Raw genomic sequence first — 18,904 nt, 5'->3', positions numbered from 1 at the left:
GCGGACCCTTTTCTCTGGGTAAGGGAGTCTGTAGTCTCTCGCGGGCTGCAGCTGGAATGCTGAACATGGACAATATCATTCTCGAAATGCGGGGCATCACCAAGACGTTTCCGGGCGTCAAGGCGCTTGACAATGTCAGCTTCAAGGTCCGCGAAGGGGAAATCCACGCTCTCGTCGGCGAAAATGGTGCCGGCAAGTCGACCTTGATGAAGGTGCTGAGCGGCGTCTATCCCGCGGGAACCTACGAGGGTGAGATCTACTATGACGGCGAGGTGCGGCGCTTCAGCACGATCTCGGACAGCGAGCATCTCGGCATTATCATCATTCACCAGGAACTGGCGCTGGTTCCATTGCTGTCGATCGCCGAAAACATCTTTCTCGGCAACGAGATCGCTAGCAAAGGTGTGATCCACTGGCCGCAGACTTTTGCCCGCACGCAGGAGCTCTTGAACAAGGTAGGCTTGAAGGAGCCGCCCGCGACGCTCATCACCGATATCGGCGTCGGCAAACAGCAACTGGTGGAAATCGCCAAGGCGCTTTCCAAGAAGGTCCGGCTGCTGATCCTCGACGAACCGACCGCCTCGCTGAACGAGACCGATTCCGACGCGCTTCTGAAGCTGCTCATGGAGTTTCGCAAGCAGGGCATGACCTCGATCATCATCTCGCACAAGCTGAACGAGATCAAAAAGGTCGCCGACCAGATCACCATCCTGCGCGACGGCGGCACGGTGGAAACACTCGACTGTCACAAGGAAGACATCAGCGAGGATCGGATCATCAAGGGCATGGTCGGCCGGGCGATGGAAGACCGCTACCCGCCCCGCGAGCCGAACATCGGCGAGACGCTGCTCGAGGTGAAGAACTGGAACGTCTTCCATCAGCATCACCGTGACCGCCAGTTCCTGCACGATGTCAGCTTCAATGTTCGCGCTGGCGAAGTCGTCGGTATTGCGGGGCTGATGGGTGCGGGCCGCACCGAAACGGTGATGAGCATCTTCGGCAAATCGTGGGGGCACAAGATCACCGGCGACGTGACCATGCGCGGCAAGCCGGTGGACGTCAGCACGATCCCGCGGGCGATCAAGGCGGGTCTCGCCTATGTCACGGAAGACCGCAAGCAGCTCGGGCTCGTGCTCATCAACAACATCAAGGACAACACGACCCTTGCCAACCTGCATGCGGTCGCGTCGAACGGCGTCATCGATGAGCGCAAGGAGAGAAAGGTCGCTGCGGACTATCGCACGAAGCTTCGTATCCGCTCGCATTCGATCTATCAGGAGACGGTGAACCTTTCGGGCGGCAACCAGCAGAAGGTCGTGCTGTCCAAGTGGCTGTTCACCAATCCCGACGTTCTCATACTCGACGAGCCGACACGCGGCATCGATATCGGCGCGAAGTATGAGATCTACACCATCATCAACCAACTCGCGGCCGAGGGCAAAGGCATCCTGATGATCTCTTCGGAGATGCCGGAACTCCTCGGAACCTGCGACCGCATCTATGTCATGAACGAAGGGCGCATTGTGGCAGAGCTTTCCAAGGAAGAAGCCAGCCAGGAATCTATCATGCGCGCCATCATGCGTTCAGGGGAGAAACACTAATGGTCGCCGATACGAGCACCCAAACCACCAAACCGTCGATCGGTGACTATCTCAGGAACAACATCCGCGAATACGGCCTGCTGGTCGCGCTCGTCATCATCATGCTGTTCTTCCAGTTCGTGACCGATGGCGTTCTCTTCAGGCCCGTCAACATCACGAACCTGGTGCTGCAGAACTCGTTCATCGTCATCATGGCGCTGGGCATGCTGCTGATCATCGTCGCCGGGCATATCGACCTTTCGGTCGGCTCGATCGTGGCCTTCATCGGCGCGATATCGGCGATCATGCTGGTCAAATGGGGCCTGCCTGCGTTCGTGGTCATTCCCGCCTGTCTCGTCGTCGGCGGCATCATGGGGGCGGCGCAGGGCTATTGGGTGGCCTACCAGAAGATTCCGTCCTTCATCGTCACGCTCGCCGGCATGCTGGTGTTCCGCGGAATGACCTACGTGGTCCTCGGCGGGCGGCCGATCGGGCCGTTCCCGAAGGAGTTCCAGATCCTGTCGACGGGCTTCGTTCCGGATTTCCTCTATTTCCTCAGCCCCAACCCCGACGTCATCAAGAACATGGTGGCGCTGGTAGCTGTGCTGGCGCTTGTCGGCTACGCCGTCTACGCGGGGCTGCGCAATCGCCGCATCAACGAGCAGCACGGCACGGAGAACGAGCCCTTCATCTTCTTCGCGATTCAGATGGCGGTTATCGGTTTCGTCGCGCTGTTCATCGGCTTCCAGCTCTCGACCTATCGCGGTCTGCCGAACGTTCTCATCGTCATGGGCGTGCTGATTGCCGCCTATACGTTCCTTACGACGCGCTCGACGATCGGCCGGCGGATCTATGCGATGGGCGGCAACGAAAAGGCTGCAAAGCTCTCCGGCATCAACACCGAGCGGCTGACCTTCTACGCGTTCGTGAACATGGGCGTGCTTGCCGCTCTCGCCGGCATGATCATCACGGCGCGGTTGAACTCGGCCACCCCGAAGGCCGGCGTCGGCTTCGAACTCGACGTGATCGCCGCCTGCTTCATCGGCGGCGCCTCTGCTTCGGGCGGCGTCGGCAAGATCACCGGTGCCGTCATCGGCGCCTTCATCATGGGCGTCATGAACAACGGCATGTCGATCATGGGCATTGGCATCGACTACCAGCAGCTGATCAAGGGTCTTGTGCTGCTCGCAGCCGTATTCTTCGACGTCTACAACAAGAACAAAGGCAAAGGCTGACCGGTTCCCCGATCAGCCTTCATTGAACCAGAAACAGAAACGGGCGGCTCGGGCCGCTGGATTGGGTGGTGCAAATCACCCGAGGGCGGCGCATTGCCTGCGTCACGAAAGGGGCGGGCGGTGAAGCCCAGGTCGAGAGGAAGGACAGGAACGTGCTGATTTCTCAGGTCAGGAAAGAAGATGGATCGATCGCCGTCGCCGTTCGGTCTGCGGGCGAGGTGGCTCGCGTCGTCAAGGGGGCGGAAAGCGTCTATGCGCTGGCGATGGAAGCGGCCAATGGCGACAAGAGCCTCAAGGAGGTGATCGACAGCCGCGGTCTGGGCGATACGATCGATCTCAAGAAGGCCTATGCGGAAGGGCGGATGCTGCCGCCGATCACTCATCCTGATACGGCGCACCTGCATCTGACTGGAACCGGTCTCACTCATCTCGGCTCGGCGGCAACCCGCGACGCCATGCACAAGAAGACGGCCGAGGCAGCGGAAGAGACGCTGACCGATTCGATGAAGATGTTCCGCATGGGGCTCGAAGGCGGCAAGCCGAAGCCGGGCGAAAAGGGCGTCCAGCCGGAATGGTTCTACAAGGGCAACGGAACGTCTGCGGTCGCGCCCGGCCAAGCCCTCGTTTCCCCGGCCTTTGCGGAAGATGGCGGTGAGGAACCGGAAATGGCCGGTATCTACGTGATCTCCGACAAGGGTGTGCCCTATCGCCTGGGCTTTGCCGTCGCCAACGAGTTCTCCGACCACAAGACCGAGCGGGTCAATTATCTCTGGCTCGCCCATTCGAAGCTGCGCCAGGCGAGCTTCGGGCCGGAAATCCGCATCGGCGCGGCGCCTGACGACATTCGCGGCACGTCTCGCATCCTGCGCGGCGGCACAGTGCTGTGGGAAAAGCCGTTCCTTTCCGGCGAAGCGAACATGTCGCACAGCTTCGCCAATCTCGAATATCACCATTTCAAGTACGGTCTCTTCCGTGTGCCGGGCGACGTGCATGTGCACATGTTCGGCACGGCGACGCTTTCCTTCGGGGATGGCATCCGCACGGAGGAGGGGGACGTATTCGAGATCGAGGCCGGGGAATTCGGCCTGCCGCTACGCAATCCGCTGGCCATTGCCGCGGAGGAAGAGATCGCCATACGCCAACTCTGATATACCTGACATGGCAGCCGCAGGCCGCGACGGGCGGCCGGCTGCGTCAAGAAGACAAGGAGGCCCAAAGCCCATGACACTTCATCAGAACCTGATTGCCGGCGAATGGGTCGGCACCGACGGCGTTGCCAACATCAATCCGTCGAACACCAACGATGTCATCGGCGACTATGCCCGCGCCAGCGCCGACGATGCGAAGGCCGCGATCGCGGCGGCAAAGGCGGCCTTTCCGGCCTGGTCGCGCTCCGGGCTGCTCGAGCGCCACGCGATCCTGAAGAAGACCGCCGACGAGATCATCGCGCGCAAGGACGAACTCGGGCGGCTGTTGTCGCGCGAGGAGGGCAAGACGCTGGCCGAGGGCATCGGCGAGACCGTGCGTGCCGGCCAGATCTTCGAATTCTTCGCCGGTGAGGCCTTGAGGCTGGCCGGCGAGGTCATCCCGTCGGTCCGGCCGGGAATCGGCATCGAGATCACCCGCGAGCCGGTCGGCGTCGTCGGCATCATCACCCCGTGGAATTTTCCGATCGCCATTCCGGCCTGGAAGATCGCCCCGGCACTTTGCTACGGCAACACCGTCGTCTTCAAGCCGGCCGAACTGGTGCCCGGCTGCTCCTGGGCGATCGTCGACATTCTTCACCGTGCCGGCCTGCCGAAAGGGGTGCTGAACCTCGTCATGGGCAAGGGCTCGGTCGTCGGCCAGGCGATGCTCGACAGCCCCGACCTTCAGGCGATCACCTTTACCGGTTCCGTCGGCACCGGCAAACGCGTGGCCGCTGCCTCGGTCGAGCACAATCGCAAATTCCAGCTCGAGATGGGCGGCAAGAACCCGTTCGTCGTGCTCGATGATGCCGATCTTTCGGTCGCCGTCGAGGCGGCGGTCAATTCCGCCTTCTTCTCGACAGGCCAGCGCTGCACCGCCTCGTCGCGCATCATCGTCACCGAAGGCATCCACGACAGGTTCGTCGCAGCGATGGCCGAGCGGATGAACGGTCTTGTCGTCGATGATGCGCTGAAGGCCGGCACCCATATCGGTCCGGTTGTCGATCAGGGCCAGTTGAACCAGGACACCGACTATATCGCCATCGGAAAGCAGGAAGGCGCCAAGCTCGCCTTCGGCGGCGAGCTCATTGCGCGCGACACGCCCGGCTTCTACCTGCAGCCGGCGCTGTTCACCGAGGCGACCAACGCGATGCGGATTTCCCGCGAGGAGATCTTCGGTCCGGTCGCGGCGGTGATCCGGGTGAAGGACTACGACGAGGCGCTGGCGGTTGCCAACGACACGCCGTTCGGGCTGTCCTCCGGCATCGCCACCACGAGCTTGAAGCATGCGACGCATTTCAAGCGCAATGCCGAAGCCGGCATGGTGATGGTCAACCTGCCGACGGCCGGCGTCGATTTCCACGTTCCGTTCGGCGGCCGCAAGGGCTCCTCCTATGGCTCGCGCGAGCAGGGCAAATACGCCGCCGAATTCTACACAACCGTCAAGACCGCCTACACGCTGGCGTGAGGCAGCATGGTATTGCCCGCTGACATGCGGGGCTGAAGAGGAAACGATGAAGAAGAAAGCTGAGTGGCCGCGCAAACTCCGTTCACAGGAATGGTTCGGCGGTACGGGCAAGAATGCCATCATGCATCGCTCCTGGATGAAGAACCAGGGACTGCCCGCCGATACCTTCGACGGCCGGCCGATCATCGGCATCTGTAACACCTGGTCGGAGCTCACGCCCTGCAATGCGCATCTACGTGACCTCGCGGAGCGCGTGAAGCGGGGCGTTTACGAGGCGGGCGGCTTCCCGGTGGAGTTCCCGGTCTTCTCGACCGGCGAAAGCACGCTTCGACCGACGGCGATGATGTTCCGCAACCTTGCGGCCATGGATGTCGAAGAGGCGATCCGCGGCAACCCGGTCGATGGCGTCGTGCTGCTCGGCGGCTGTGACAAGACAACGCCCAGCCTTCTGATGGGAGCGGCGAGCGTCGATATTCCGGCGATCGTCGTTTCTGGCGGACCGATGCTCAACGGCAAATGGCGCGGCAAGGACGTCGGCTCCGGCACCGCCGTCTGGCAGTTTTCCGAAATGGTCAAGTCCGGCGAGATGACGCTGGAAGAGTTCATGGACGCCGAGCAGGGCATGGCCCGTTCTGCCGGAAGCTGTATGACCATGGGCACGGCCTCGACCATGGCATCGATGGCCGAAGCGCTCGGCATGACGCTCTCCGGCAATGCCGCCATCCCCGCCGTTGACGCGCGCCGCCGGGTCATTTCGCAGCTTACCGGCCGCCGCATCGTGGAGATGGTCAAGGAAGACCTGAGGCCTTCCGACATCCTTACCAAAGAGGCCTTCGAAAACGCCATCCGTGTCAATGGCGCGGTCGGCGGCTCCACCAATGCGGTGCTGCACCTGCTCGCACTTGCCGGTCGTGTCGGGGTCGATCTCTCGCTCGATGACTGGGATCGGCTCGGCCGCGACGTGCCGACGATCGTCAACTTGCAGCCGTCGGGCAAGTACCTAATGGAGGAGTTCTACTACGCCGGCGGCCTGCCGGTTGTCATCAAGGCCGTCGCCGAGATGGGGCTCCTTCATAACGACGCCATCACGGTCAGCGGCGACACGATCTGGAACGACGTCAAGGGCGTCGTCAATTATAACGAAGACGTGATCCTGCCGCGCGAAAAGGCGCTGACGAAGTCCGGCGGCATCGCCGTGCTGCGCGGCAATCTTGCCCCGAGAGGCGCCGTGCTGAAGCCGTCAGCCGCTTCGCCCCATCTGATGCAGCACAAGGGCCGCGCGGTCGTCTTCGAAAGCATCGAGGACTATCACGCCCGCATCAACCGTGAAGATCTCGACATCGACGAGAACTGCATCATGGTGCTGAAATATTGCGGCCCGAAGGGCTATCCCGGCATGGCCGAGGTCGGCAACATGGGCCTGCCGCCGAAGGTCTTGAAGAAGGGCATCACCGACATGATTCGCATCTCCGATGCGCGCATGTCCGGCACGGCTTACGGTACAGTTATCCTGCATACCGCGCCCGAAGCCGCCGAGGGCGGGCCGCTCGCACTCGTCGAGAATGGCGATCTCATAGCAGTCGATATCCCCAACCGCACGCTGCATCTCCACGTGTCCGATGAGGAACTTGCCCGCCGTCGCGAAGCTTGGGTGTCGCCGGTCAGGCCGCTCACCGGCGGCTATGGCGGGCTCTATATCAAGACCGTGATGCAAGCCGACACCGGCGCCGACCTCGACTTCCTCGTTGGGGCGCGTGGGGACCGCATCCCGATGGACCGCGACAGCCATTGACCAGGGCTGGCGTCTGAATAAGCCGGCGAGGGCGGTCGCATTGGCCCTCGCTCAGCGCTTCTTCGCCAATTTGCCCCTCACCCTAACCCTCTCCCCGCTCGCGGGGAGAGGGGACTTGAGCGGCCGCCACGAGTCTCCTTCCCGCTTGCGGGGAGAAGGTGGCCGGCAGGCCGGATGAGGGGCAGTTGGGACGGCGATTACTGACTTTGGCTCTGGCTCTGACTTTGGCTCTGGCTCTGGCTCTGGCTCTGTTCGCCTTGTCTCTGGCTTTGCGTCTGTCCTTGCTTCTCGACCGTCACGGCCACTTTCAGCGTCTCGCTCGCCGCGCCATGCACCAGTCCGGAGATCGGAGCGGCATCCCTATAGCAGAGCCCGGACGCGATGCGGACATAGCGATCGTCCGGGCAGATCTTGTTGGCGGCGTCGAAGCCGACCCAGCCGAGGCCCGCGATATGAACCTCGGCCCAGGCGTGACTCGCCGTCTGTTCCGGATGGCCTTCCATCATGAGATAGCCGGAAAGATAGCGGGCGGGGAGGCCGAGCGTGCGGGCTGCGGAAATCAGGATATGAGCGTGATCCTGACAGACGCCCTTGCCGCGCTCCAGTGCTTCTTCTGCTGTGGTCTCAGTCTGCGTGTCGCCGGGCTTGTATTCGACCGTTTCGTGGATGATGGCCATCAGCGAATGCACGCGCTCGAGATCGGTCTCTCCTTCGGCGGATTTCGCAAGATCACGGATCAGCTTCCCGGCTTTGCTGAGCGGCGTCTCGCGCGCATAGAGCCATAGCGGCACGAAGGAGTGGTGCGGGCCGAAAACGCCGGCGCGATCTTCCGTGTGCACCTCGCCGCTCGCCACGATCCGAATGGCCTTGCGGTCTCCCTCGACGCTGACGAGATGCGTGCGATTGCCGAAGTGGTCGTCGTAGGCGACTTCGACAGCCGCACCTTCCACGCGCGTCTCCCAGTTCAGGACCGTTTGACCCACCTGGGTCGTCGGCGTCAGTCGCAGCCGTTGAAGCGCATATTGCACCGGTTCATCGTAGTGATATTCGGTCGTGTGGCTGATTTTCAGGTGCATGTTTTTCTCCTGAAGCTCAGTGATAGAACCGATAGCCGTCGGAGATTTCCTGGCCCAGACGGTTATTGTCGCTGATGAACTCCTCGAGATATTCGTGCAACCCCTGATCCATGATGTCGTTCATCGAGCGGCTGCGGAGCGCCGCAAGCGTCTGCTCGGCCGTCTCGTGCGCCGCATGTGTCTCGCCGTATTCACGCGCGAGATAACCGAGATTGCTGACGATCTTTTCGTAGCAATAGGCGAGCGATCGCGGCATGCGCCCGTTGGAGATCAGGAAGTCGGCAATGTTCGCCGGCTTGAGCTCGGCGTCGTAGACCCAGCCATAGGCGCGATGGGCTGAGACGGAGCGCAGGATCGATTCCCATTGCACGTTGTCCATCGACGAGCCGACTGCGGCGACGGCCGGCAGCAGCACGTAATATTTCACGTCGAGAATGCGCGCCGTATTGTCCGCCCGCTCGATGAAGGTTCCAATGCGCGAAAAGTTGAAGATCTCGTTCCTCAGCATCGTGCCATGGAAAGCGCCGCGGATGAGACCGGCGCGGCGCTTGATCGTGTCGATGATCTCGGGCAGGTCGGCGGGCCGTGCCTTCTTCGCCAGCATCGCCTTCATCTCGATCCAGCATTCGTTGGTCGCTTCCCAGGTCTCGCGCGTCAGCGCCGTGCGAACCATGCGGGCATTGTGGCGGCCCGCCTCGATGCAGGACATGACGCTCGAGGGATTGGCGCGATCGCGAAGCAGGAAGTCGATGGCATCGCTGCTCGTCAGCGTGTCGTGCACCTCGTCATAGAGTTCGCGCACACCGGCGCTCTGCAGCACACCGTCCCAGTCGTCCTCGGTCGCTTCGCTGCGGGTCAACGACATGCGCAGGCCGGCATCGATCAGGCGGGCGCTGTTCTCGGCGCGCTCGATATAGCGGAACATCCAGTAGAGGCCGTTCGCAGTTCTTCCCAGCATCGCGTCAGTCCTCCAGTACCCAGGTGTCCTTGGTGCCGCCGCCCTGGCTTGAATTGACCACCAGGGAGCCCGCCTTCAGTGCGACGCGCGTCAGGCCGCCGGGAATGATCTGCACCTTGTCGGAGACGAGGACGTAGGGACGCAGGTCGACATGGCGAGGAGCGATGCCCTTGTTGACGAGGATCGGAACAGTGGAGAGCGACAAAGTCGGCTGAGCGATGTAGTTGCCGGGGCGAGCCTTCAGCTTTTCGGCAAAAATGGCCCGCTCCTTCCTGGTTGCCGTCGGGCCGACGAGCATGCCGTAGCCGCCGGAACCGTGGACCTCCTTGATCACTAGCTCCTCGATGTGTTCGAGCACGTATTTGAGGCTTTGCGGTTCCGAGCAGCGCCAGGTCGGGACGTTCTCGAGCAACGGCTTGCGCCCGGTGTAGAACTCCACGATCTCCGGCATATAGGAATAGATCGCCTTGTCGTCGGAAATGCCGGTGCCGGGCGCGTTGGCGATGGTGATGTTGCCGGCCCGGTAGACGTCCATGATGCCGGGAATGCCGAGGGCGGAATCGGCGCGGAAGGTGAGGGGATCGAGGAAATCGTCGTCGACGCGGCGGTAGAGCACGTCGATCGCCTCATAGCCGCGCGTCGTGCGCATCTTCACCTTGCCGTCGATGACGCGGAGATCCGAGCCCTCCACCAGCTCGACGCCCATCATGTCGGCGAGGAAGGCGTGCTCGTAGAAGGCCGAGTTGTAGATGCCGGGGGTTAGCACGGCGATACGGGGCTTGCCGCTGCAGCCGGGCGGAGCCAGCGAGGCGAGGCTCTGGCGAAGCAGGTAGGGATAGTTCTCGACCGGACGCACGCGGTTCTGGTGAAAAAGCTCCGGGAACATCTGCATCATGGTTTCCCGGTTTTCCAGCATGTAGCTGACACCGGATGGCGTGCGGGCGTTGTCCTCGAGCACGTAGAACTGGTCTTCGCCGGTGCGCACGATGTCGGTGCCGACGATATGCGTGTAGACGCCGCCCGGCGGCCTTAAGCCGATCATTTGCGGCAGGAAGGCGTCGTTTTTCTCGATCAGTTCGCGCGGAATACGCCCGGCGCGGACGATTTCCTGCTTGTGGTAGATGTCGTCGAGAAAGGCGTTGAGGGCGATGACCCGCTGTTCGATGCCTTGCGCCAGCTTGCGCCACTCTCGGCCGGAAATGATGCGGGGAATGAGGTCGAAGGGGATGAGCTTTTCGGAGGAGTCTGCGTGTCCGTAGACCGCGAAGGTAATGCCCGTCTTGCGGAAGATGTTTTCAGCTTCTTTTGATTTCGCTATGAGGCGATTTCTGTCCTGGCTGGCATACCATTCATTGTAGGTCGAATATGGCTGGCGCGGACTGCTGTCCGCATTCATCATTTCGTCAAATGCCAAAGGCGTGGTCCCCTTATTTTTGACCATTTGAGTACAATGGTTGATGCAATGCAAGAAGCGTGCACATTCGCTGATCAAGAATTTTCGAGCTGCCTTAAATGTCTTTCGGGACGCGGCCGCCGTGATTGCGGGCGGCCGAAATCCGCCGCAGCGGGCGGCAGGCTCCCGGGCGCTTTTCCATGTGCGGCAGGAAATCGGCAGATGCTTGAAATTTGAGCATTCGGCAGGAGGCAACGGGAGGAAGCGAGATGGTGATAGCGTTCGAAATCGTGGAACGCCCGGCCCAAACGATCACGGGTCACCTCTGGGAGGGTACCTTCATCGAAGCGGCCGACGGCGCCGTTCGCCGCCTGATCGCGGAGACGCAGGAACATCGCCGGCGTGCTTATCCTGATGATCATTCGGCGCTAATAGGTCTCTCCTGGAACGATCGGTCTGACGGCTTCCGTTATCTCGTCGGCTATGCGGGCGAAGACGACGGGACCTTCACCCAGCCGCAGCAAGTCGAGTTGCCGGCCATGCGCCTGGCAACGACGATCCATCGTCCCGAGAGCTCGGATGTCTTCGCGGATTACAGCAAGATGTTCGACTGGATCGCCGCTGAGGGGCACATCATCGATACGACCCATTTCCACTATCGCGAGGAATACGAGGCCGGGTTTGTTTCGCCCGCGGCCTCGTCGCTCAGGCTTATGGTTCCGATTCGCTGATGGTGAGCATCAGAAAAATTACTTTGACCGAAGGCAGTATGCGCTTTATCGGCGGAAGTGCTCGTACCAGCTTGCGACCTTAGGCACTCGACTAATCCGCCGCGGTCGTGCCCAGCCACGGAAAAACCGATGACGCTTGCCCGTTTGGCTCCGGCCATCTTCGTCCTGCTCTGGTCCACCGGCTGGGTGGTCGCCAAGTATGCGGCCTTTTTCGCCGATCCGCTGACTTTTCTCGTGCTGCGTTATGCCTTCGCGATCCTGCTCTTCATCGGCTTCTGCGTCGTGACGGGCGCTCGCTGGCCGCGCTCCTGGACCACCATCAGTCACGCTATTGTGTCGGGGATGTTCCTCCACGGGCTCTATCTCGGCGCCGTGTGGTGGGCGATCGGGCAGGGGGTGCCGGCAGCGATTTCCGGCATCATCGCCGGACTGCAGCCGCTGATGACCGCGGCCGTCGCACCCTTCTTGATCAATGAAAACCTGAGCCGGCTGCAGCAGATCGGCCTCGTGCTCGGCTTTCTCGGCATCGCGCTCGCGGTGCTGCCGAAGATGGTGGCGATCGATACCGCCGCGATGCCGATCCACCTCCTGCCCGTCGTCGTCAATGTCCTTGGCATGGCGGCCGTCACCTACGGCACGCTCTACCAGAAACGGCACCTCCAGAATGGAGACATCCGTGCGATCGCGACGCTGCAATATGCGGGCGCGCTGATTGTTACGGTTCCCCTCGCGTTCGCGCTTGAGGACCTGCACGTCACCTGGAACCTGCAGCTTGTCGGCGCGCTAGCCTGGTCGGTGCTTGGCCTGTCCATGGGCGCGATCGCGCTGCTGCTCTATCTCATCCGCCGCGGACAGGTCTCGCGCGCTGCCTCGCTGATCTATCTGGTGCCGCCGCTTGCGGCCGTCCAGGCGGCGCTCTTCTTCGGCGAAGCCCTGACGCTACCGATGATCGTCGGCACGATCATCGCGGTGGCCGGCGTCTATCTTACCAACCGAAAGGCCGCTGACCCTGCGCCCTCCGGCGACCGGGCCAGTAAGGCTGTGGCGAGCTGAGCCGGACGGCGATCAGCATTTGCGGGCGGAGTTCGGACGCTGATCAAAATCGCTTCTGGCTCTAAGTGGGCATGTTGACACCACCTCTGCCCTACCGCGGCATCTCCCCCCTTGTGGCGGAGATGGCCGGCAGGCCGGAGGAGAATGCTGCAGCTGGCGCAATGCTCCAACTTAGACCAAAACGGCGGGCACTCGGCCCGCCGTTTCGTTTCCCAGCAATGAGATTGCACTCAGCCGCGGCGGCCGCGATTGTCGGCGCGACGTGCGCCCTGGCCTTCGCGGCGGTCGCCGGACGGGCCGTCGCCGTGGCGTCGGCCCTCGTGTTTCGAAGCCGGGCGGCCGTGGTGCTTGCGGCCCTCGTGATTGCGGTTGCCTTCCGACCGGCCGTCATGATGGCCGTGAGCCGGCTGGCGCTGATCGCGGCGGTCGTGCTTCTGTGGACGCCGTTCGTCGCGCAGCAGGTCGTCGCCGGCAAAGCCTGACGGCGTTGCTGCCGGTTCGCGTGCCGGACGTTCGCGATGCGGACGCCCTTCCTGCCGGTGCCCACCGCCGTTGCCGCGATGCTGGCCATTGCCGCGCCCGCCGCGTCCCTTGGACGGACGCGCCTGGTCGGCCGGAGCCTCGCCGCTGGCGACAGCAATGTTGATGCCCATCAGCTTCTCGATGTCGCGCAGAAGGCGGATTTCGTCCGGTGCGCAGAAGGCGATGGCGATGCCGTCGCGGCCGTTGCGGGCCGTTCGGCCGATGCGGTGGACATAGGCATCCGGTACTTCCGGCAGATCGTAGTTGTAGACGTGGGTGACGCCTGGAATGTCGATGCCGCGGGCGGCGACATCGGTCGCAACGAGCACCCGGATTTCACCGTCGCGGAAGGCTTTCAGCGCACGCTCGCGCTGGCCCTGACTCTTGTTGCCGTGGATCGAAGCAGCCTTGAAGCCGACGTGGTCCAGATGCTTCATCAGCTTCTCGGCGCCATGCTTGGTGCGGCTGAAAATGAGCGAGAGGCCATCGGGGTTGTCGGTGAGCGACTGCTTGAGGATCGAGGTCTTCAGGTCCTTGCCGGGAACGAAGTGGACATACTGCTCCACCTTGTCGGCGGCCTTGCCCGGAGGCGTGACAGCGACCTTGACCGGATCAGTCAGGTACTCGCCGGCAAGCTCGGCGATCAACTTCGGCATGGTCGCGGAGAAGAGCAGCGTCTGGCGGTTCTTCGGCACCAGCTTCGAGATCTTGCGCAGGTCGTGGATGAAGCCGAGGTCAAGCATCTGGTCGGCCTCGTCGAGGACGAGATAGCGAGCCTGGGTCAACGTCACCGCCTTGCGGGCAACGAGATCGAGGAGACGGCCAGGGGTCGCGACCAGAATGTCGACGCCACGGGCGAGCTGTTCGGTCTGCTTGTTGATCGAGACGCCACCGACGACGACGCCGATCTTGAGCGGGCTCTTCTTCACGAAAAGCTTCAAGTTGGCGGCGATCTGGTTCACCAGTTCGCGGGTCGGTGCAAGGACGAGAGCGCGGATGTTGCGCGGATCGGGACGTTTACCGTCGGCAACGAGTTTCTCGATCATCGGCAAGCCGAAAGCAGCGGTCTTGCCGGTGCCCGTCTGTGCGAGGCCGATGAGATCATGGCCTTTCAAAACCAGCGGAATGGCCTGCGCCTGGATCGGCGTCGGCTTTTCGAAACCATTGGCCGAGAGTGTCGCCAGAATCTGCTCGGAAAGACCGAGCTCTTTAAAAGTGGACAATGCGTATACCTTTAGGGCGCGCCAAACGCTCTCGCCGGAACCGCAGGATGCAATTCCGGTGTCGTCTGGCGTCAAGAACCCCGCGTGAATTGGGAACTTGTGGGTTAAAGAAAAATCGTCAGTTAGGCGCCTGTGCTGCCGCCGATCGCGGCGAATGTTCGCGCTTTTCCTTCTTCACGGCTGAGAAGTGGTTGCCGAGGGCGCGCTCACGCGGCGGCCGGAAGGTGACGCTGCGACCATGTCGTTGTTTTGGCCGGAAAAGTCAAGGTCTATCTTTTCGCAAGCGCGAAACGGCGCGCCGATTCAGTCGATCACGAGCTCGAAATCGGCTCCAGCCACCGGTTGACCGTTGATCAGAACGACGACCCTGTGCGCGCCGGCATAGTAGCGTCGCGTCGTGATCGGGCGGATCGGGTGGCTTTTTTCGATTTCGAGCGCTGCACCTGGCTTGAGCGTCATCGTCGTCCACTTGAATACTTTCGGCGACATTGTGCCGTTCGCCTTCTGGTGATGCACGGCGAAGTCGATCATGACTTTTTGCACGGCCGTGTCGGAGTTCCGTATTCCAAGGCCGAAGCGAAGATGTTCGCCGAGGCGGACAAGCGGCGTGCCCAACGTCAGGCTGGCATCGATGCCTGACAATGTACCGAAGCCGAAGTTGGCGAGTGCCTCCACATGGCCCTGCTTCAGGAGCGTGCGGCAAGCGTGGCGGAGCAGCCGCAAGCGTTCCGGCGATGCGCCGTCGACATGCGCCGCGACGAATTCCGCCACGAGGTCGGGATGATCCTTGGCAATGTCGTTGAGGCTGTTGGCGACGGAGCGGCGCACGTAATCTTCCGGGTCGTCGATCAGCGCGGCGATTATCGGAAGGATCGGGCGCGGATCGCGGATGAGTTCCGGCAGGCGCATGGCCCAAGGCAGGCGCGGGCGCGTGCCTTCGCTCGCCAGCCGCCGGACATGGTGGTTGCTGTCGCCGGTCCAACTGGAAATCGTGGTGATCGCTCGTTGCTGGTCTCGACGGATGAAAGCGCGGATGCCGAATTCCGCAGTGAAATGCGGTGTAAGACGGCGCAGAAGCGAGAGCGAGAGTTCGAAATGGTCAAGGCCGCGTGCCTCAATGAACTGGTTCACCGGAAGAAGTGCCCAGCCGCTCAGCCCCGGTACGTCGTCTCTCGGCAGGGCGCGCTGCAGTATCTCGGCGGCGGCGGGGAAATCTTCGGGCAGCGTTTGAAAGAAGGCGTCGCAGATCTGTCGTGACCGCTGCATCAGTTCGAGCGCATCCAGGTCGTGTGTTGCGAGCGCAATGAAGCGCTCGCGGTCGAATGCGGCCGCACTCCGGCCCAGATGCGTGGCGATTTCAAGGACGACGCCGGGATGCAACAGGTTCTTGAGCGGTTCTGCCATGGGCCGTCTTCTTTACTCAGATCTGCCGTTCGGTGACGAAGTGCTGCATTAGTCTTACTCGCGTGACCGCCGCCATATACGGCGTAAATTCCGGGTCGTTCAGCACCCGCTCGCCGGCCGCTTCGGCGGCATCGAGCGTTTCCCACTCGACCAGGTCGGCGAGCAGATCGGTCATTTCGCAGGCGGTCACGGCGCGCCATGAGACGAAACCGGGATAGCGGGACACGGCGGCCTGCATGGCGCGGTTGCGAGCGACGAGTGCTGCCTTCTTGTCCCGCACGGTGCAGACTGCGAGTTCGAGTACATGTTGGGCCGTCATCGTAGTCTCCTTTTCAATATAGCTTGACTTAACCACACCCCAACTGCCAGCCTTATGGCCATAGTCTTTGGGAGGTGAAATCATGCGGCCCGCCGATCGGTTGTTTCGCATCATTCAACTCATGCGCGCATCCGGGAAGGCAATGACGGCGCGGGAGATTGCCGAAAGGATGGAAGTCGCGCCACGCACGATCTATCGCGACATGGAGCACCTGATGGCATCGGGAGCGCCGATCGATGGTGAACGCGGCGTGGGTTACCTGCTGCGGGAGGCCTTTGATGCGCCGCCGCTCACCTTCACCTTCGAGCAACTGGAGGCAATCGCATTTGGCGCCCGCGCCGTTCAGATGCTCGGGGATAGGCGGCTGGCGCAAGCTGCGCGCGAGGCGATAGAGAAGATCGGACAAGGGCTGCCGCCGGATCACGCAAAAAGATTGAGAGAGGCACCGTTGAGGGCCTTCCGCTCGGCAATGCAGCCCGATCCGCCTCCGCTGCTCGGCGAAATACGTCAGGCGATTGCGACCAGGCGGAAGCTGCACGTGACGTATGAAAGTCTTGCAGAACTGACGTCCGAGCGTACAATTTGGCCGCTCGGCCTCAGCGTTTTCGGGCACAAATGGCTGCTCACGGCTTGGTGTGAATTGCGTCAGGACTTCCGTGATTTTCGGGTTGACAGGATCACTTCGCTCACGACCGAGCGGGAGCAATACGAACCAACGCCGGAACGCAGCTTCGACGCCTATCTTACCCGAATGTAGTCCGGCCGCGCGCACTGCGTGTGAAAGATTTCAGCAGAAGGGAACCTGAAACGGCTTCGGCCGTTCTGCCTGATGACCTTCACCGACCTATCTGCCATCCACGACACAGGGGAGAAAATAGTGCGGAACCGGATTTGGATACTGGCAGCCGACGGAAACACGGCGCGCATCTTCAAGGACGTCAACCTGCTGAAGGATGGACGCCAGCAACCGGAAGTGGAGACATACGAAATCGAAACCAAGCGTGCTCAAGATATCATGGCCGACAAACCCGGCCGCAGCCATACGTCGGTCGGCTATGGCCGTTCGGCGATGGAATACAGCAGCGATCCGGTTCGCGAGGAGCAGCACCGCTTCGCCATGGAGATTGCCGGGAAACTCGACCACTATGCGCTTGAGCACGCCTTCGAGAACCTTGTGATCTGCGCCGCGCCCAAGACACTGGGCGACCTCAGAAAGCTGCTGTCGCCCCAGGTCAAGGAAAGGACCCTTGCGGAGATCGATCGCAACTGCGTCGCGGCGCCCACGGACCAGTTGATCGCAACGGTCCGCTCCGTGGTGTTTCCGTAGCGCAAACTTGCTTCCACGCGATAAGCTCTCGGCGTTCCGTCAGAAATCCGTCGGCACGCCGCCTTCTTGTTTGCGCCTGGCGACGAAAGCGTCGAGTTCTTCTTCTATCGCCGGATCGAGCGGCGGGCGCTCATATTCGTTGAGTTTCTGCTTGAAGACGCGGTTGGCATGATCATAGGTGGTCGGCCGGCCCGCCTCGGTCCAAGTCTCGTAATTCCGCCAATCGGAAAGGATCGGCGAGTAGAAAGCCGTTTCGTAGCGCTGAAGCGTGTGCAGCGTACCAAAATAGTGTCCGCCTGGACCGACGTCGCGCACGGCGTCGAGACCGAGCGCATCCCCGCTGACGTCGAGCGGCTTGAGGAATTCGGCCACCATCTGCAGCATATCGACATCGAGGATGAACTTCTCGAAAGAGGCCGTCAGGCCGCCCTCGGTCCAGCCGGCCGCGTGCATCACGAAATTGCCGCCGCCCTGGGTCAGCGCCCACAGCGAAAGTGCCGACTCATAGGCGGCTTGCGCGTCGAGCGTGTTTGCCGCGTTGGTGTTGGATGTGCGGTAGGGAAGGTTGTACTTGCGCGCAAGCTGGCCGCCGGCGATGACGGCCTTCATGTATTCCGGCGTCCCGAAGGCCGGCGCGCCGGTCTTCATGTCGACATTCGAGGTGAAGCCGCCATACATGACCGGAGCGCCCTTGCGCACCATCTGGGTAAAGGCAATGCCGCAAAGCGCCTCGGCGTTCTGCTGTACGAGAGCGCCGGCGATGGTGACCGGCGCCATGGCGCCGGCGAGCGTGAAGGGCGTGACGACGACCACCTGATTGCGCGACGACATTTCGATGATGCCCTGAAGCATCGGGCCGTCGAGGCGAAGCGGCGACGAGGTGTTGATGATCGTGAAGAGCGACGGCTCCCGTTCCATCTGCTCCATCGGGATGCCGCGGCCGATACGGGCGATTTCGATGCCGTCGATGTTGCGCTGGCGACCGAGCGAATAGGCATGAAACACCTTGTCGGTCAGCTTCACCATGTCCGAGAGGCAATCCAGGTGACGGATTGAGGCATGGAGGTCGACCGGTTCGACCGGGTAGCCGCCCGTGGTGTGCACGATGTCGTAAGACTGCGCCAGCTTGACCAGTTTGCGGAAATCCTCCTGGTTGCCGGTGCGCCTGCCGCCCTCTCGGTCGGCGACGAAAGGCGCGCTGGCAATCTGCGCGAAAACGAGATTGTTGCCGCCGATCTCGACGTTTCGCGCTGGGTTGCGCGCATGCATTGTGAAACTGGGGGGAGCCGACGCGATCATCTCCATGATCAGACCGCGGTCGAAGCGGACGCGATCCGTGCCGGGCGTTACGTCCGCGCCGGCCGCCTTCATGCGGTCGCGCGCCTCCGGTAGGATGATGTCCATGCCGATTTCTTCGAGGATCGTCAGGGAGGCGTCATGTATCGCTTCGAGCGCGTCTTCCGAAAGGACCGTCGACGTGGCCAGCGTGTTGACGAGGTTGAGGTATTTCGTGGCCGCCGGCTTTCGTGACCGTTCCGCGGCTCGGCCGCCGGGTCGGCGGCGTCGCTCCAGCGGTGAGGTTTCGCCTGCCGCAGCGTCCCGGAATTGATTGTCGGTCATGAAAGATCCACCCCCG

General features: G+C 62.1%; 16 protein-coding genes. 9 read left to right on the top strand and 7 right to left on the bottom strand.

All coding sequences use genetic code 11. The features are described 5' to 3' along the window. The first annotated feature begins 65 nt into the window (after window positions 1-65). From mmsA to araD, 5 genes are all read left to right on the top strand, one after another. On the top strand, window positions 66-1,601 hold the full coding sequence (gene mmsA, locus QA637_RS12250; RefSeq protein ID WP_153439062.1) for a multiple monosaccharide ABC transporter ATP-binding protein: 1,536 nt from the start codon (window positions 66-68) through the stop codon (window positions 1,599-1,601). Further along, a complete protein-coding gene (gene mmsB / locus QA637_RS12245; RefSeq protein WP_153439061.1) occupies window positions 1,601-2,815 on the top strand; it encodes a multiple monosaccharide ABC transporter permease in 1,215 nt (404 codons plus the stop codon). The genes mmsA and mmsB overlap by 1 nt, the downstream gene beginning before the upstream one ends. 152 nt (window positions 2,816-2,967) lie before the next feature. Continuing rightward, on the top strand, window positions 2,968-3,963 hold the full coding sequence (gene araD1, locus QA637_RS12240) for an AraD1 family protein (protein WP_184108867.1): 996 nt from the start codon (window positions 2,968-2,970) through the stop codon (window positions 3,961-3,963). Window positions 3,964-4,036: 73 nt separating this feature from the next. Continuing rightward, entirely contained in the window at window positions 4,037-5,470 is a 1,434-nt protein-coding gene (locus QA637_RS12235; RefSeq protein WP_153439059.1) for an aldehyde dehydrogenase family protein, read from the top strand. Window positions 5,471-5,516: 46 nt separating this feature from the next. Beyond that, on the top strand, window positions 5,517-7,262 hold the full coding sequence (gene araD, locus QA637_RS12230; protein ID WP_153439057.1) for an L-arabinonate dehydratase: 1,746 nt from the start codon (window positions 5,517-5,519) through the stop codon (window positions 7,260-7,262). Window positions 7,263-7,459: 197 nt separating this feature from the next. On the opposite strand, the gene QA637_RS12225 is transcribed toward araD, so the two are convergent. Genes QA637_RS12225 through QA637_RS12215 form a run of 3 tightly spaced genes read right to left on the bottom strand, consistent with a single transcriptional unit; the run spans window position 7,460 to window position 10,695 of the window. Further along, window positions 7,460-8,338 (bottom strand): transglutaminase family protein, encoded by an 879-nt coding sequence (locus QA637_RS12225; RefSeq protein WP_283061566.1) that lies wholly within the window; start codon window positions 8,336-8,338, stop codon window positions 7,460-7,462. A gap of 16 nt (window positions 8,339-8,354) precedes the next feature. After that, the gene (locus QA637_RS12220) at window positions 8,355-9,296 is read right to left on the bottom strand and encodes an alpha-E domain-containing protein (RefSeq protein ID WP_153439054.1); all 942 of its coding nucleotides are present in this window, start codon (window positions 9,294-9,296) and stop codon (window positions 8,355-8,357) included. Window positions 9,297-9,300: 4 nt separating this feature from the next. Further along, the gene (locus tag QA637_RS12215) at window positions 9,301-10,695 is read right to left on the bottom strand and encodes a circularly permuted type 2 ATP-grasp protein (protein WP_283064953.1); all 1,395 of its coding nucleotides are present in this window, start codon (window positions 10,693-10,695) and stop codon (window positions 9,301-9,303) included. A gap of 263 nt (window positions 10,696-10,958) precedes the next feature. On the opposite strand from QA637_RS12215, the gene QA637_RS12210 reads away from it, so the two are divergent. Both QA637_RS12210 and QA637_RS12205 read left to right on the top strand, forming a co-directional pair. After that, window positions 10,959-11,420, top strand: coding sequence for a GyrI-like domain-containing protein (locus QA637_RS12210; RefSeq protein ID WP_153439050.1), 462 nt, complete (start codon window positions 10,959-10,961; stop codon window positions 11,418-11,420). Window positions 11,421-11,549: 129 nt separating this feature from the next. Then, a complete protein-coding gene (locus QA637_RS12205; RefSeq protein ID WP_153439048.1) occupies window positions 11,550-12,473 on the top strand; it encodes a DMT family transporter in 924 nt (307 codons plus the stop codon). A gap of 230 nt (window positions 12,474-12,703) precedes the next feature. Here the strand turns inward: QA637_RS12205 and QA637_RS12200 are convergent, their stop codons facing one another. From QA637_RS12200 to QA637_RS12190, 3 genes are all read right to left on the bottom strand, one after another. After that, complete coding sequence (locus tag QA637_RS12200; RefSeq protein WP_153439046.1) at window positions 12,704-14,218, bottom strand: DEAD/DEAH box helicase; 1,515 nt, start codon at window positions 14,216-14,218, stop codon at window positions 12,704-12,706. A 303-nt stretch (window positions 14,219-14,521) separates the two neighbouring features. Next, window positions 14,522-15,622 (bottom strand): DNA alkylation repair protein, encoded by a 1,101-nt coding sequence (locus QA637_RS12195; RefSeq protein ID WP_153439044.1) that lies wholly within the window; start codon window positions 15,620-15,622, stop codon window positions 14,522-14,524. A 16-nt stretch (window positions 15,623-15,638) separates the two neighbouring features. Next, complete coding sequence (locus QA637_RS12190) at window positions 15,639-15,941, bottom strand: hypothetical protein (protein ID WP_283061563.1); 303 nt, start codon at window positions 15,939-15,941, stop codon at window positions 15,639-15,641. An 82-nt stretch (window positions 15,942-16,023) separates the two neighbouring features. Here QA637_RS12190 and QA637_RS12185 point away from each other — a divergent pair, with 82 nt between their 5' ends. Further along, window positions 16,024-16,698, top strand: coding sequence for a helix-turn-helix transcriptional regulator (locus QA637_RS12185; RefSeq protein WP_153439040.1), 675 nt, complete (start codon window positions 16,024-16,026; stop codon window positions 16,696-16,698). A gap of 120 nt (window positions 16,699-16,818) precedes the next feature. Then, entirely contained in the window at window positions 16,819-17,268 is a 450-nt protein-coding gene (locus QA637_RS12180) for a host attachment protein (RefSeq protein ID WP_180938655.1), read from the top strand. A gap of 39 nt (window positions 17,269-17,307) precedes the next feature. Here the strand turns inward: QA637_RS12180 and QA637_RS12175 are convergent, their stop codons facing one another. Then, complete coding sequence (locus tag QA637_RS12175; RefSeq protein WP_283061558.1) at window positions 17,308-18,888, bottom strand: trimethylamine methyltransferase family protein; 1,581 nt, start codon at window positions 18,886-18,888, stop codon at window positions 17,308-17,310. Window positions 18,889-18,904: the final 16 nt, after the last annotated feature.

Origin of the sequence: Sinorhizobium terangae (assembly GCF_029714365.1) — a bacterium.
In the GTDB taxonomy this organism is placed as follows: domain Bacteria; phylum Pseudomonadota; class Alphaproteobacteria; order Rhizobiales; family Rhizobiaceae; genus Sinorhizobium; species Sinorhizobium terangae.
Note: the sequence above shows the minus strand (reverse complement) of the source record. Positions and strands in the feature narration are given on the sequence as shown.

What these genes read in the sequence shown, in the direction of transcription:
- mmsA (WP_153439062.1), top strand. Translation starts at nt 66, where the DNA reads ATGGACAATATCATTCTCGAAATGCGGGGCATCACCAAGACGTTTCCG.
- mmsB (WP_153439061.1), top strand. Translation starts at nt 1,601, where the DNA reads ATGGTCGCCGATACGAGCACCCAAACCACCAAACCGTCGATCGGTGAC.
- QA637_RS12235 (WP_153439059.1), top strand. Translation starts at nt 4,037, where the DNA reads ATGACACTTCATCAGAACCTGATTGCCGGCGAATGGGTCGGCACCGAC.
- araD (WP_153439057.1), top strand. Translation starts at nt 5,517, where the DNA reads ATGAAGAAGAAAGCTGAGTGGCCGCGCAAACTCCGTTCACAGGAATGG.
- QA637_RS12225 (WP_283061566.1), bottom strand. Translation starts at nt 8,338, where the DNA reads ATGCACCTGAAAATCAGCCACACGACCGAATATCACTACGATGAACCG.
- QA637_RS12220 (WP_153439054.1), bottom strand. Translation starts at nt 9,296, where the DNA reads ATGCTGGGAAGAACTGCGAACGGCCTCTACTGGATGTTCCGCTATATC.
- QA637_RS12215 (WP_283064953.1), bottom strand. Translation starts at nt 10,695, where the DNA reads ATGATGAATGCGGACAGCAGTCCGCGCCAGCCATATTCGACCTACAAT.
- QA637_RS12210 (WP_153439050.1), top strand. Translation starts at nt 10,959, where the DNA reads ATGGTGATAGCGTTCGAAATCGTGGAACGCCCGGCCCAAACGATCACG.
- QA637_RS12205 (WP_153439048.1), top strand. Translation starts at nt 11,550, where the DNA reads ATGACGCTTGCCCGTTTGGCTCCGGCCATCTTCGTCCTGCTCTGGTCC.
- QA637_RS12195 (WP_153439044.1), bottom strand. Translation starts at nt 15,622, where the DNA reads ATGGCAGAACCGCTCAAGAACCTGTTGCATCCCGGCGTCGTCCTTGAA.
- QA637_RS12190 (WP_283061563.1), bottom strand. Translation starts at nt 15,941, where the DNA reads ATGACGGCCCAACATGTACTCGAACTCGCAGTCTGCACCGTGCGGGAC.
- QA637_RS12185 (WP_153439040.1), top strand. Translation starts at nt 16,024, where the DNA reads ATGCGGCCCGCCGATCGGTTGTTTCGCATCATTCAACTCATGCGCGCA.
- QA637_RS12175 (WP_283061558.1), bottom strand. Translation starts at nt 18,888, where the DNA reads ATGACCGACAATCAATTCCGGGACGCTGCGGCAGGCGAAACCTCACCG.